Here is a 14,855-nt window from a genome sequence, read left to right as displayed (position 1 = left end):
ACGGCTCCGCCGCGGCGCACAGGTCGGTCAGCCGACCTCCGGGTCGCCCTTCGTGTACGTCAGGCGTTCGACCTGGCCGGGACGGAAGTCGTCCTCGATCTTCTTGCCGTTGACGTACAGCTGGACGGCACCGGCGTCACCGAGCACGAGGTCGATCTTGGAGCTGTCCTGGAAGGTCTTGGACTGACCCTGCTGGAGGAGGCCGTCCCACAGCAGCTGACCGTTGTGGTCCTTGGCGGAGATCCAGCTGCGACCGTCGGAGGCGCTGACCCGGACGGTGACCTTGTCGCGGGGTGCGGCCGCGATGGCACTGTCGGAGGGGTCCGGCTTCGGGTCGGCCTCGGGCTTGTCGGCCTTGGGCGTGGGAGAGGGGGACTTGCCGGCGGTCGCCGTGGAGCCCTCGACGGCCTGGGTGGAGGCGTCGTCCTGCCCGCCGTCGAACGCGGTGAAGCCGACGAAGCCGATCACCGCGACGATCGCGGCGACCATGGCGGCGGTCCAGTTGGGGCCGCGGCGCTCGGGGCGGATGCGTTCCGCCTCGAACAGCGGGGCCGCCGGGGTCGGCGCGGGACGCCCGCCGTGCGCCTCGTCGTACCGGGCGAGCAGCGGGGCGGGGTCGATGCGCACCGCGCGCGCGAGCGAGCGGATGTGACCGCGCGCGTAGACGTCGCCACCACAGGTGGTGAAGTCGTCCTTCTCGATCGCCTGCACGATGGCGATGCGCACCCGGGTGGCAGTGCTGACGTCGTCGACGGTCAGCCCGGCCGCGATGCGCGCCTGCCGGAGGGCATGGCCGATCGAGGGTCGTTCCGCCGCACGTTCATCTCGGTCGTTTTCGAACGGACGCTCGTCTTCGGGGAAGTTGCCGTCAGGGGAGTTGCCGATGGACACGGGGGCGCCTTTCGAGCGTGTAGCCACCTGTGCTGGAAGTTCAGTCTAGGGGGGGTGCGAAAGGGTGGGGCAACCGGGCGGTGAGTGTTTGTACGCCATCAGAATGGCCGGTCATCCTGCTGGTGGTGAGGGTGGGGCACGGTGCTTTCCCCTCCTCCAACTTGACGTACGCCGAGGGGAAACGGTTGCTCACTTTTTCCTTACGGCTGGGTCACGTTCGAATACCCGGATGCCGTGAGTCCACCCGTGTTCCCTACGTCTTCCACCCGCATGGGGGCCTTTCGGAACGAGTCCCTACTCCTCAGTTTCCCCCCTGATCACCGCCAGCACTCCGTCCAGCTCGTCCGGTTTCACGAGCACGTCACGCGCCTTGGAGCCCTCGCTCGGTCCGACGACGCCCCGCGACTCCATGAGGTCCATGAGCCGTCCGGCCTTGGCGAAACCGACGCGCAGCTTGCGCTGGAGCATGGAGGTGGAGCCGAACTGCGTGGAGACGACGAGTTCGGCCGCCTGGCACAGCAGGTCGAGGTCGTCGCCGATCTCCTCGTCGATCTCCTTCTTCTGCTTGGTGCCCACGGTGACGTCGTCACGGAAGACGGGCGCCATCTGGTCCTTGCAGTGCTGGACGACCGCGGCGACCTCGTCCTCGGTCACGAACGCGCCCTGCATTCGGGTGGGTTTGTTCGCACCCATCGGGAGGAACAGTCCGTCACCCTTGCCGATCAGCTTCTCGGCGCCGGGCTGGTCGAGGATGACGCGCGAGTCGGCGAGCGAGGAGGTGGCGAAGGCGAGGCGTGACGGCACGTTGGCCTTGATGAGACCGGTGACGACGTCGACCGACGGCCGCTGCGTGGCGAGCACCAGATGGATGCCGGCCGCGCGGGCCAGCTGGGTGATGCGCACGATGGCGTCCTCGACGTCCCGCGGCGCGACCATCATCAGGTCGGCCAGCTCGTCCACGATGACCAGCAGGTACGGATAGGGCTGGAGCTCGCGCTCGCTGCCCTCGGGCAGCTTGACCTTGCCGTTCCTGATGGCCTCGTTGAAGTCGTCGATGTGCCGGAAGCCGAAGGCCGCGAGGTCGTCGTAGCGCAGGTCCATCTCGCGTACGACCCACTGGAGCGCCTCGGCGGCCCGCTTGGGGTTGGTGATGATCGGCGTGATGAGGTGCGGGATGCCCTCGTACGCGGTCAGCTCGACGCGCTTGGGGTCGACGAGGACCATCCGCACGTCCTCGGGGGTCGCACGGACCATGATCGACGTGATCAGACAGTTGATGCACGACGACTTGCCCGAGCCGGTCGCGCCCGCGACCAGCACATGCGGCATCTTCGCCAGGTTGGCCATCACATAGCCGCCCTCGACGTCCTTGCCGAGCGCCACCAGCATCGGGTGGTCGTCCTCGGCCGCGTCCGCGAGGCGCAGGACGTCACCGAGGTTGACCATTTCGCGGTCGGTGTTGGGGATCTCGATGCCGACCGCCGACTTGCCGGGGATCGGGCTGATGATCCGTACGTCCGGGCTGGCGACGGCGTACGCGATGTTCTTGGTCAGCGCGGTGATCCGCTCGACCTTCACGGCGGGGCCGAGTTCGACCTCGTAGCGCGTGACCGTGGGCCCACGGGTGAATCCGGTGACGGCGGCGTCGACCTTGAACTCGGTGAAGACGTTGGTGAGCGAGGCGACGACGGCGTCGTTGGCGGCGCTGCGGGTCTTGCCGGGGCCGCCCCGTTCCAGCAGGTCGAGCGAGGGCAGTGCGTAGGTGATGTCGCCGGAGAGCTGGAGCTGCTCGGCGCGCGCCGGCAGGTCACGCGGCTCGTCGGGGGCCTTCTTGGTGAGGTCCGGCACCAGGCCTTCCTGCTGCGGGGCCTTGGCCGCCTTGCCGGCCGGGGGTTTCTGCTGGGGCGTCCTGGTGCGCGCGGCGGGTACGGGCGTGGTCTCCTCGCGGTCCCCTGCGCTCACCCCGTGGGTGAGGTCGGCGACCACCGGCGAGGGCGGCATCCCGTGGAGCACGGCCCCGTCGAGGGCGGCGGCCGCCGCGGCGGCGACGTCCACTGCGTCCATCGGCCGGTCGGGGTCGGGCTGCCGCACGGCGGAGCGCCTGGGGCGACGCTTGGAGAGGGCCTCCTGCTCGGCGTCGTCGGGGTCGTACGGCTGGGGGGCGGATCCGCCCCTGCGGGAGCGCGCGGGGAGCGCTTCACGCCACTGTTCGTCGTAGCGCGCGTCGTCGTCGCCGTATGCCTCGTCCACGTCGGCCGCGACGATGCCCAGCTTCTGCCCGAGGAGCCGCAGCCGCTGCGGGATCGCGTTGACCGGGGTCGCGGTGACGACGAGGAGCCCGAAGACGGTGAGCAGCACGAGCATGGCCACGGCGAGCGCCTCGCCCATGGTGTACGTCAGCGGGGTGGCCGTGCCCCAGCCGATGAGCCCGCCGGCGTCCCTTATGGGCTGCATGCCGGCGCTGCGGGCGGGCGACCCGCAGGCGATGTGGACCTGTCCGAGCACACCGATGACGAGCGCGGACAGGCCGATGACGATGCGGCCGTTGGCATCGGGCTTCTCGGGGTGGCGGATGAATCGCACGGCGATGATCGCGAGCAGTATCGGCACGAGCAGATCGAGCCGGCCGAAAGCGCCGGTCACGAGCATCTCGACGAGGTCGCCGACGGGACCGCGCAGATGGGACCAGGTGCCTGCGGCGACGATCAGGGCGAGGGCGAGCAACAGCAGCGCGACGCCGTCCTTGCGGTGCGCCGGGTCGAGATTCCTCGCGCCCTGCCCTATGCCGCGGAAGACGGCACCGACGGCGTGCGCGGCTCCGAGCCAGACGGCGCGTACGAGCTTGTACACGCCCCCGGTCGGATTGGGCGCCGGCTTCGGAGGGGCCGTCTTCTTCGCCGCCGCCTTCTTGGCGGGTGCCTTCTTGGCGGCGGCTTTCTTCGCGGGGGCCTTCTTCGCCGGAGCCTTCGTCGGAGCGGCCGCCTTCTTCGCGGGCGACTTCTTCGCAGCGGACTGACGTGAGGCCATGAGTGTGAGGTTACCGGTGGAGGCCACAGCCGACACGTGTGCCTACTGCTTCACCCGTTCGTGTCGCACACCCGGAGCCGCCGGATTGACCGACCCTGACGGCCTGTCAGTCCTGATCCCATCAGGGCACAACTCCGCCCGGGCCCCGGCCACTTTCGCGCCTTGGACCCGGTCACTTACAGATGCTGGGACCCGACCGTTTCGGCAGCGGGTCTCCGCTCAGTTCTGCGAGGGCACCGAGGCGGGTCCGCCCGTGCCCGGCTCCAGGGCGTCCAGCGCCCTGCGCAGCCCGGTGAGTTTGCGCTCGAGATGGGCCGCGGTCGCCACCGCCGCCGCGTCCGCCGAGTCGTCGTCGAGCTGTTTGGAGAGGGCCTCCGCCTGCTCCTCCACAGCCGCGAGCCGCGCGGAGAGTTCGGCGAGGATGCCGCCGGAGGGCTCCTTCACTCCACCCGCCGCTCCCTTGGGGCCGCCCTCCAACTGGAGCCGCAAAAGCGCCGCCTGCTCCCTGAGCTGACAGTTCTTCATGTACAGCTCGACGAAGACGGAGACCTTCGCACGCAGCACCCACGGGTCGAACGGCTTGGAGATGTAGTCGACCGCGCCCGCCGCGTAACCCCGGAAGGTGTGGTGCGGGCCGTGGTTGATGGCGGTGAGGAAGATGATCGGGATGTCCCGCGTCCGCTCACGCCGCTTGATGTGCGCGGCCGTCTCGAATCCGTCCATACCCGGCATCTGGACGTCCAGCAGAATGACCGCGAAGTCGTCCGTCAGCAGCGCCTTGAGCGCTTCCTCCCCGGACGATGCCCGCACCAGCGTCTGATCGAGCGCGGAGAGGATGGCCTCCAGCGCCAACAGATTCTCCGGCCGGTCATCGACCAGGAGGATCTTGGCCTTCTGCACCATGGCCCGCCCTCCTCGCCCCGGCTTGGGGCCTCCCCTGTCCTCAGGATCCGAGGTGACACCGCCGGGCGTCACCCCAGGGGACGACTCCCTTGCGCCGCCCATCCTTGTGCCGGTCATCGTAGCCGCACCCCGCCTGTCGCCACACCCTGTCACCGTGATGTCACTGTGCTCATAGCAGAAACGCGGCAGGAGACCAGAAGGTTCCCCGATTTCCGCGTTTCTACACGGCCTCGGGCACACTCCGTCAACAACTGGGCTTCCCGCTCACCTGGTTGTGACCGCCCGTGGCCCGCCCCGTCACTCACTCCGCATCCATTGCTCCATGACCGCCAGCAGATGATCCGGATCGACCGGCTTCGTCACATAGTCGGAGGCTCCCGAGTCGATCGCCTTCTCCCGGTCACCCTTCATCGCCTTCGCCGTCAGCGCGATGATCGGCAGCCCGGCGAACTGAGGCATCCGACGGATCGCCGTGGTCGTCGCGTACCCATCCATCTCGGGCATCATGATGTCCATCAGGACGACTGTCACATCGTCATGCTGTTCCAGGACCTCGATGCCCTCACGGCCGTTCTCCGCGTACAGCACCGACAGACCGTGCTGCTCCAGGACGCTGGTGAGCGCGAAGACGTTGCGGATGTCGTCGTCGACGATCAGCACCTTCTCACCGTCGAACCGGGCGGCACGGCGTGCCTGGGGCGCCGCCTCCTGTGCGGACTGCTGCGCCCAGTGCTCCTGCGCCCGCCCGTCGCCCTGGCCGGGCGCGGACGGCGAACCGGCCGGCACGGACCTGCGCCGGCGCCTGAAGAGCGCGGCGGCCCCGTTCTGCGTCTCCCGGTACGACTTCACCTCGGCCGGCGTCTCCGTGGGCTCGCTCAGCTCCGCCTCGGAGGCCAGCAGCTCACCTGCCTCCAGCGAGGACGGCCCGTTGCTCGCGTACCCCTGCGGAGGGAGTTCGCTCGGGTGCAGCGGCAGATAGAGCGTGAAGGTGGAGCCACGTCCCGGCTCGCTCTGGGCGTAGATCTCGCCGCCCAGCAGCCGAGCGATCTCCCGCGAGATCGACAGTCCCAGACCCGTACCGCCGTACTTGCGGCTCGTGGTGCCGTCGGCCTGCTTGAAGGCCTCGAAGATCACCCGCATCTTGCTGGCCGCGATGCCGATCCCGGTGTCCGTCACCGAGAACGCGATCATGTCGGCGTCCGGGTCGCTCAGCGAGCCCGCTTCCAGCAGCTGCTCCCTGATGGCCACCGGCACATCCGTGCCGGCCGGCCGGATCACCAGCTCCACGGCCCCCGAGTCGGTGAACTTCACCGCGTTCGACAGCAGGTTCCGCAGCACCTGCAGCAGCCGCTGTTCGTCCGTGTGCAGCGTGGCCGGCAGCTCCGGCGAGACGCGTACGGAGAAGTCCAGGCCCTTCTCGGCGGTCAGCGGCCGGAAGGTGGCCTCCACGTAGTCGACGAGCTGGACGAGCGCGATCCGGGTCGGCGAGACGTCCATCTTGCCCGCCTCGACCTTCGACAGGTCCAGGATGTCGTTGATCAGCTGCAGCAGGTCGGAACCCGCCCCGTGGATGGTCTCGGCGAACTCGACCTGCTTGGGCGTCAGGTTCGACTCGGCATTGTCGGCGAGCAGCTTGGCGAGGATCAGCAGCGAGTTGAGCGGTGTGCGCAGCTCGTGCGACATGTTCGCCAGGAACTCGCTCTTGTAGCGCATCGAGACGGCGAGTTGCTCGGCACGCTCCTCCAGGACCTGCCGCGCCTCCTCGATCTCGGTGTTCTTGACCTCGATGTCGCGGTTCTGCCGGGCCAGCAGCTCGGCCTTCTCCTCCAGTTCGGCGTTGGACGCCTGGAGCGCCTTCTGCCGGTTCTCCAACTCGTCCGACCGTTCCCGCAGTTGCTCGGTCAGCTCCTGCGACTGCTTCAGCAGTACCTCCGTCTTGGTGTTGACGGAGATGGTGTTGACGCTCGTCGCGATCATCTCGGCGATCTGGTTGAGGAAGTCCTTCTGGATCTGCGTGAACGGCGTGAACGACGCCAGCTCGATCACACCGAGCACGGTCCCCTCGAAGAGCACCGGCAGCACGATGACCTGCGCCGGGGGCGCCTCACCCAGCCCGGAGGAGATCTTCAGATAACCGCTCGGCGCGTTCTCCACCAGGATGGTGCGCTTCTCCTGCGCGGCCGTCCCGACCAGTGCCTCCCCCGGCCGGAACGACGTCGGCATCGAGCCCATCGAGTAGCCGTACGAGCCGAGCATCCGCAGCTCGTACTGGTCCTCGTTGTCCGGGCCGAGGTCCTTGCCGTCGACCAGCGGCATCGCCAGGAAGAACGCCCCGTGCTGCGCGGAGACCACCGGGGTCAGCTCGCTCATGATCAGGGAGGCCACGTCGTCGAGGTCCCGGCGGCCCTGCATCAGGGCGGAGATCCGGGCGAGGTTGCCCTTGAGCCAGTCCTGCTCCTGGTTGGCGATCGTGGTGTCGCGCAGGTTGGCGATCATCTTGTTGATGTAGTCCTGCAGCTCCTTGATCTCGCCCGACGCGTCCACGTCGATCTTGAGATTCAGGTCACCACGGGTCACCGCGGTGGCCACGCGCGCGATGGCGCGTACCTGCCGGGTGAGGTTCCCGGCCATCTCGTTCACCGACTCGGTGAGGTCCCGCCAGGTGCCGTCGACGTCCCGCACGCGCGCCAGACCGCCCAGCTGCCCCTCGGTGCCCACCTCGCGGGCCACTCGGGTGACCTCCTCGGCGAAGGAGGACAGCTGGTCGACCATCGTGTTGATGGTGGTCTTCAGCTCCAGGATCTCGCCGCGCGCGTCGATGTCGATCTTCTTGGTGAGGTCGCCCTTGGCGATGGCGGTCGTGACCATCGCGATATTGCGGACCTGCCCCGTCAGGTTGGACGCCATCGAGTTCACGGACTCGGTGAGGTCCTTCCAGGTGCCCGCCACACCCGGTACGTGCGCCTGCCCGCCGAGGATGCCGTCCGTGCCCACCTCGCGGGCCACCTTGGTGACCTGGTCCGCGAAGGAGCTCAGCGTCTTGACCATGCTGTTGAAGGTGTCGGCGAGCTGCGCGACCTCGCCGCGCGCCTCGATCGTCACCGTACGGGTGAGGTCGCCGTTGGCGACGGCCGCGGCCACCTGGGAGATGTTCCGCACCTGCATGGTCAGGTTCTTGGCCATCAGGTTCACATTGCCGCTGAGGTCCTTCCAGATGCCGGTGACACCCGGCACGTGCGCCTGGCCGCCGAGGATGCCCTCGGTGCCCACCTCGCGGGCCACCCGGGTCACCTGCTCGGCGAACGACGACAGCTGGTCGACCATCGTGTTCACCGTGGTGACGAGTTCGAGGATCTCCCCCTTGGCATCGACGGTGATCTTCTTCGACAGGTCGCCCTTGGCGACCGCGGTCGTGACCTCGGCGATGTTGCGGACCTGCATGGTCAGGTTGTTGGCCATGCCGTTCACCGACTGCGTGAGGTCCTTCCAGGTGCCGGAGACGCCCTGCACCTCGGCCTGGCCGCCGAGGATGCCCTCCGTACCCACCTCGCGGGCGACCCTGGTGACCTCCTCCGCGAACGACGACAGCTGGTCCACCATCGTGTTCAGCGTGTTCTTCAGCTCCAGGATCTCGCCGCGCGCGTCCACGGTGATCTTCTGCGAGAGGTCACCGCGGGCGACCGCCGTGGCGACCTGGGCGATGTTGCGCACCTGGTCGGTCAGGTTGCCGGCCATGCCGTTCACGGACTCGGTGAGGTCGTGCCACACGCCGGCGACGCCGGGGACCCTCGCCTGTCCGCCCAGCCGGCCCTCGGTGCCCACCTCGCGGGCGACCCTGGTCACCTGGTCGGCGAAGGAGGACAGCTGGTCGACCATCGTGTTGATGGTGTTCTTCAGCTCCAGGATCTCGCCGCGCGCGTCGACGTCGATCTTCTGCGAGAGGTCTCCGCGGGCCACGGCTGTCGTCACCTGCGCGATGTTGCGCACCTGGGAGGTGAGGTTGCCGGCCATCGAGTTGACGGAGTCGGTGAGCTCCTTCCAGGTGCCCGAGACACCGTCCACCCGGGCCTGACCGCCGAGACGGCCCTCCGTGCCCACGTCACGGGCCATCCGGGTCACCTGGTCGGCGAACGACGACAGCTGGTCCACCATCGTGTTCACGGTGTTCTTCAGTTCGAGCATCTCGCCCGCGACGTCGACGGTGACCTTCTGCGAGAGGTCGCCGTTGGCCACGGCCGTGGTGACCGCCGCGATGTTCCTCACCTGTCCGGTGAGATTCCGGAACGCCGTGTTGACGGAGTCCGTGAGGTCCTTCCACGTACCGGCCGCGCCCGGCACCTTCGCCTGACCGCCGAGACGCCCCTCGGCACCCACCTCGTTGGCCACGCGGGTGACCTCGGCACCGAAGTAGGACAGCTGGTCGACCATCCCGTTGACGGTGTTCTTCAGCTCCAGCATCTCGCCGGCCACGTCGACGGTGACCTTCTGCGAGAGGTCGCCGTTGGCCACGGCGGTGGTCACGGCCGCGATGTCCCGCACCTGGATCGTGAGGTTCCGGAAGACCGTGTTCACCGAATCGGTGAGGTCCTTCCACGTACCCGCCGCGCCCGGCACCTGCGCCTGGCCGCCGAGGCGCCCCTCGGCACCGACCTCGTTGGCCACGCGGGTGACCTCGTCGGCGAAAATCCTCAGCGTCTCGGTCATCTGGTTGATCGTCTCGGCGAGCTTGGCGACCTCGCCACGGGCCGGGACGGTCACCTTCTGTGACAGATCACCGTTGGCGACGGCGGTGGTGACCTGGGCGATCCCGCGCACCTGCGCCGTCAGATTGCCGGCCATGGTGTTCACCGAATCGGTGAGTTCCTTCCACACACCGGCCACGCCCGGCACCTCGGCCTGACCGCCGAGCTGGCCCTCCGTACCCACCTCCCGGGCGACTCGCGTCACCTCGGAGGAGAACGCGGAGAGCTGGTCGACCATCGTGTTGACGGTCTCCTTCAGCTCCAGCATCTCGCCGGCCACGTGAACCGTGACCTTCCGGGAGAGATCGCCCTTGGCGACCGCGGTCGTCACCAGCGCGATGTCCCTCACCTGCGCGGTGAGCCGGTACGCCATGGTGTTGACGGACTCGGTCAGGTCCTTCCACGAGCCCGACATCCCGCGCACCCGCGCCTGCCCGCCCAGCTTGCCCTCGGTGCCCACCTCGCTGGCCACACGGGTGACCTCGTCGGTGAACGTCGACAGCTGGTCGACCAGGTTGTTGACGGTCCGCCCGACCTTCAGGAACTCCCCGCGCAGCGGATGCCCGCTCCCGTCCGGCGCGTGCGTCCGCAGCTCCATGCGCGGCGACAGATCACCCTCGGCGACGGCCGACAGCACCCGGCTGACCTCCGAAACCGGCCGCACAAGGTCATCGACCAGCGCGTTCGACGCGTCGATCGCGGCGGCCCAGGACCCCTCGGTCGCCCCCGTCTCCAGCCGCTCGGTGAGCTTCCCCTCGCGCCCCACCATGCGCCGTACCCGCGACAACTCGCCGGTCAGATGCAGATTGCGGTCCGCCACCTCGTTGAACACGGCGGCGATCTCAGCCATGACACCGTCACCCGAGACGGTGAGCCGCTTGCGGAAGTTGCCGTCGCGCATGGCCTCCAGCGCCGTCAGCAGCCGATCCAGGGCAGCCGTGTCCACGGTGGTGGTCCCATTGCGCGGTTTGCGCTGCTTGTTCCGGGACTGTCCGCCTTTCGCGCGCGCTTCAGTGCCTCGCGTCGCTGCGCCAGACTCCACTGTGTCCCTCCCGCAAGGGTCGACCATTCCTGCTGGACGTACTTCGCCGTACTCGGACGCTTCGCACTGCTCGTACCACTCGTACTACTTCGTACGCGGGTACTTCTGCTCGGTGAGCCGGACACCACTCCCCGGCGCACCTGGCAGAACGCGGTCCGAGCCGGCCTTCTCCTGGAAGCCTGCCCAGTGTTTCACCATGGCTGAACCAGGCCATAACAGTTCGGCAGCTTCGCACACGGTCCGCACACCTACGGACGGAAACACAGACGACCGGCATCCGCATGGACGGCGAAGGTAAGTAACCTTGCATGCGGCTGTCCAGCCATGCCGGTCCCGTCCGGCCTGGGCGGTGGCGCACGAGCACGAGCGGGCAGGCATCGGAGGGGCGGCCGCACCATGACCACCGGACTGCATCCTGGGGAAGCCCCCCAGGACCCCAGGCCGACGGATAATCAGCCTCTGCCCAGGCAGGAGGTCGGTCGCGGGTCCTCGCACAACGAGAACCGGACAAGGAGTTCTGTGATCACCGCGCGCGCGGCCGCCAGCTTCGAGCCCGTCTCGCGATCCGTCGCGACCGCCCGCTCGTTCGTCCGCGACACCCTGCAGGGCTGGGGGTTCGCAGACATCGTCGACGACGCCGTGGTCCTCACCAGCGAGCTGGTCACCAACGCGGTCGTCCACGCGGGCACCTCCGCCGACGTGTTGTGTCTGCGCTCGGAGGACGGCGTACGCATCGAGGTCGCCGACAGATACCCCGAGCGCGAGATCCCCCTCCAGTCCAGCCCCGTCAACATGGGCAGCCCCGACCGCGAGGGCGGCCGCGGTCTCCAGCTGTGCGCGGCGATGGCCGGCCGATGGGGTGTCGAGTACACCCCCACGCACAAGCAGGTCTGGTTCCAACTCGACCTCCCCGACCGCCCCGTGGGCACCCGCACCGCCGGTCCCTCCCTGCCCGCCGATCTGCTGCCTCTCGCCGACGGCCGGGTCCGCGTCGCCGTCGTGCAGATCGACCGCGCGGGCGCGATCAACGCGTGGAACGAGGACGCCGAGGAACTCTTCGGCTACGCCCCCGACCAGGTCATCGGCAAGCCCCTCACCGACCTCGCCGCCTGGCCGCACACCCCCGGCACCAGCACCGGCGTCGCCGAGGCCCTCCAACTCTCCCGCTGGGAGGGCAGTTACGGCATCCGCGGCGCCAGCGGCCGGGTAACGCCGGTCTACGCCTCCCACCTCCGGGTGCGCGACACGGCCGGCGAACCCTCCACGGTCTGCCTGCTCGTACGGGACCACGAGCGCGCCGTCCTGCAGACCCCGATCCGTGTCCCGGCCGGCGAGTCGACCGGCTCCGGCGACAGCGGCCAGGCCACGGACCCCTTCGAGGTCTTCATCGGCTCCCCCGCCCCTGACGACCTCGACGGTCTCCTCCAGCGCACGGTGGAGCGCGCCCGCGACATGCTCGACGGCGACTCCGCGTTCCTGCTCCTCGCCACCGATGACGAGACCGAGCTGGAGGTACGGGCCTCCACCGGCCTCCCCTCGGCCCGCCAGCGTTTCGCCCGCGTCCCCGTCGAGGCCGGCCCCGGCCGCTACGGCTCGGCCCGCATGCCCGCCGTCCATGACGACCTCGCGGCCGTCCCCGGCGCCGTTCCCCTGCTCAACGGCACGGGCATGCGCTCGGTCGTCACCGTCCCGCTCAAGGTCGAGGGCCGCCTCACCGGCTCCCTGGGCGTCGCCGCCGAGGCCGCGGGCCGCTACTCCAACGAGGAGGCCCTGCGCCTCCAGTTCGCCGCCGACCGCATCGCCCTCGCCGTCGAATCGGCCCGCCTGGGCGAGCTGGAGCGTCTGCGCCGCGGCTCCCTGTCGTTCCTCGTCGAGGCCTCCGACCTCCTCGCGGGCACCCTGGACCGCGACCAGACCCTGGCCCTGATGGCCCAGATGACCATTCCGACCCTCGCTACCTGGTGCGCGGTCTACACGATCGCCGACCAGGCCTCCGACCCCTACCTCTCCTACGTGCTCCACGAGGACGAGGACCTCATCGACGGTCTCAAGGCCCTCCTCTCCAAGATCCCGCCGCCCGAGCCGATCCCCACCCCGGGCGCCCGCGTCTGGACGGCCCCCGCCGAAGCGGGCCACCGCGCGGCCCTGCGCACCTCCATGCGCAGCCTGGGCCTCGGCGAGCCGGCCACGGTCAGCTCGGGCATCGGCACGACCCTGGCGACGGCCTCGGCGGTGGGCGGAGAGACGGTCGTGCTGCCCCTGGTGGCCCGCAACCGCGTCATCGGCATGCTCACGCTCGGCAAGCCCACGGACGAGCACTTCCGCCAGGAGATCCTCGAACTCGCCGAGGACCTGTCCCGCAGGGCCGCCCTCGCCCTGGACAACGCCCGCCTGTACTCGGAGCGCATGGCCATCAGCCAGTCCCTCCAGCGCAGCCTGCTCCCGCCCGAGCTTCCCGACATCGAGGGCGTCGAGGTGGAGGTCATCTACCGCGCGGCCGGCGAGGGCAACGAGGTGGGCGGCGACTTCTACGACCTCTTTCCCATCCGCGACGGCGCGTACGGCTTCGCCATCGGTGATGTGTGCGGAACGGGCCCGGAGGCCGCCGCGGTCACCGGACTGGCCCGCCACGCCCTGCGCCTCCTGGCGCGCGAGGGCTACGGCGGCCCCGCGGTCCTGGAACGCCTCAACTCGGCGATCATCGACGAGGGCGCCCGCAGCCGCTTCCTGACCCTCCTGTACGGCGAGTTGTGGCCCCAGGAGGACGGCAGCGCCGTACTGAAGGTCGTGTGCGCCGGGCATCCGCTCCCGCTCCGCCTTCGCCAGGACGGCACCGTCGAGCCCGCCGCCGAGCCGCAGCCCCTCCTCGGCGTCATGGAGGACCTTGAGCTGTACGAGCAGACGGTCACCCTCGATCCCGGTGACGTCCTTCTCTGTGTCACGGACGGCGTCACCGAACGCCGCGAGGGTACCCGCATGTTGGGCGACGACGGCCTCACCGAGGTTCTCACCACCTGTACGGGCCTCACGGCCGGCGCCGTGGCGGCGCGTGTGATGCGCGCGGTCGAACGCTTCGCCTCGGACGCCCCGTCGGACGACATGGCCATCCTGGCGATGCGGGTACCGGGCCTGCACAAGGACTGAGCGGGCGGGCGACCCGAGAGGGCATGAAAAAGGCCCCGCCCTGGTGGGCGGGGTCTTTTTGCTGAGCCCCCAAACGGAATCGAACCGTTGACCTTCTCCTTACCATGGAGACGCTCTGCCGACTGAGCTATAGGGGCCTGTGGCTTTTTGAGGTTTCCCTCGCGGCAACGGAATAGATCATACCCCGAACAGAGCCGTGCTCCCAAACCAAGCTCACGGCCCCGGCCACCGCCCTCAGAACGCCGGCTGGAGCAGCCCACCGAGGGCGTTGCAGGCCGACACCAGGCGGTGCAGCTCGCGCCGTGACATATCCCCTTCGATGGGCAAGGCGAGCGTCTCGTCAGCGGCCCGCTCGGTCTCCGGCAGACATATGTCCCGCCGGAATCCCGGCATACGGTGCACCGGCGTCTTCACCGGCACGTTGCAGTCAACTCCCTTGGCCCGTACGGCCCGCGCGAATGCGTCCCGGTCCGGCCGCCCGTTGCCCGGTACCCGTACGACGTATTGCTGGAAGGTGTGCCCGTCACATCCCTCCGGCGTCCGTACGCCCTTCAACTTGGTATTGAGGTACGCGGCTCGCTCCCTGCGCACTCCGACCTCGCTGTACGGCGTCTGCGACTCGCCTTGTTCCAGCACCAACAGGCCGTGCCGCTGCCCCACTTGGTGCAGTGCCGAGATGTCCGCCGACCGACCGAAGCGGTGCACGGCGACTACCGCAACCGTCCGCGACGTCACCACGGCTTCGACGGCAGCCGCGTCCAGGCAGTACGACAGCGGGTCTATGTCCGCGAAGACCGGCGCTGCCCCTGTCAGGCTCACTGCCTGGGCGACCTCGGGGTTGCCGAACGCCGGCACGACCACCTCGTCACCGACTCCGACGCCTGCCGCCTTGAGCATTCCAACGGTACCCATGGTGCGGATGCTCGTCGCGCAACGTGAACGCCAAGTGACGGACAACAAAAAAGAGCTGGTCCCCGAACCGAAATTCGGGGACCAGCTCTCTCAATGATTGTTCGGCGGCGTCCTACTCTCCCACAGGGTCCCCCCTGCAGTACCATCGGCGCTGTAAGGCTTAGCTTCCGGGTTCGGAATGTAACCGGGCGTTT

6 protein-coding genes, 1 tRNA gene and 1 rRNA gene are annotated in these 14,855 nt (G+C 69.0%); 1 reads left to right on the top strand and 7 read right to left on the bottom strand.

Annotated features, from left to right (window positions below; translation table 11 throughout):
- Positions 1–27: 27 nt before the first annotated feature.
- The 4 genes from ACZ43N_RS00040 to ACZ43N_RS00025 form a co-directional block, all read right to left on the bottom strand.
- Positions 28–891, bottom strand: a complete 864-nt coding sequence (locus ACZ43N_RS00040) for a helix-turn-helix domain-containing protein (RefSeq protein WP_468094043.1) — start codon at positions 889–891, stop codon at positions 28–30.
- A gap of 294 nt (positions 892–1,185) precedes the next feature.
- The gene (locus ACZ43N_RS00035; protein WP_468094042.1) at positions 1,186–3,918 is read right to left on the bottom strand and encodes an FtsK/SpoIIIE family DNA translocase; all 2,733 of its coding nucleotides are present in this window, start codon (positions 3,916–3,918) and stop codon (positions 1,186–1,188) included.
- 219 nt (positions 3,919–4,137) lie between these two features.
- Positions 4,138–4,821, bottom strand: coding sequence for a response regulator (locus ACZ43N_RS00030; RefSeq protein WP_468094041.1), 684 nt, complete (start codon positions 4,819–4,821; stop codon positions 4,138–4,140).
- A gap of 297 nt (positions 4,822–5,118) precedes the next feature.
- A complete protein-coding gene (locus ACZ43N_RS00025; protein ID WP_468094040.1) occupies positions 5,119–10,605 on the bottom strand; it encodes a HAMP domain-containing protein in 5,487 nt (1,828 codons plus the stop codon).
- Between the two features lie 396 nt (positions 10,606–11,001).
- Between ACZ43N_RS00025 and ACZ43N_RS00020 the strand changes: the two genes are divergently transcribed.
- Positions 11,002–13,749 carry a SpoIIE family protein phosphatase gene (locus ACZ43N_RS00020; protein ID WP_468094039.1) on the top strand — a complete coding sequence of 916 codons (2,748 nt, stop codon included), beginning with the start codon at positions 11,002–11,004 and terminating at the stop codon, positions 13,747–13,749.
- A 64-nt stretch (positions 13,750–13,813) separates the two neighbouring features.
- Here ACZ43N_RS00020 and ACZ43N_RS00015 read toward each other — a convergent pair.
- The 3 genes from ACZ43N_RS00015 to rrf all read right to left on the bottom strand — a co-directional run.
- Positions 13,814–13,886: transfer RNA gene (locus ACZ43N_RS00015), tRNA-Thr, on the bottom strand.
- Between the two features lie 97 nt (positions 13,887–13,983).
- Entirely contained in the window at positions 13,984–14,661 is a 678-nt protein-coding gene (locus tag ACZ43N_RS00010) for a DegT/DnrJ/EryC1/StrS family aminotransferase (RefSeq protein ID WP_468094038.1), read from the bottom strand.
- A gap of 99 nt (positions 14,662–14,760) precedes the next feature.
- Positions 14,761–14,855, bottom strand: a 5S ribosomal RNA gene (gene rrf / locus ACZ43N_RS00005); the annotation flags it as partial.

Source organism: Streptomyces sp. NPDC030814 (assembly GCF_055572155.1).
This window is presented reverse-complemented; position numbering and strand designations above follow the sequence as displayed.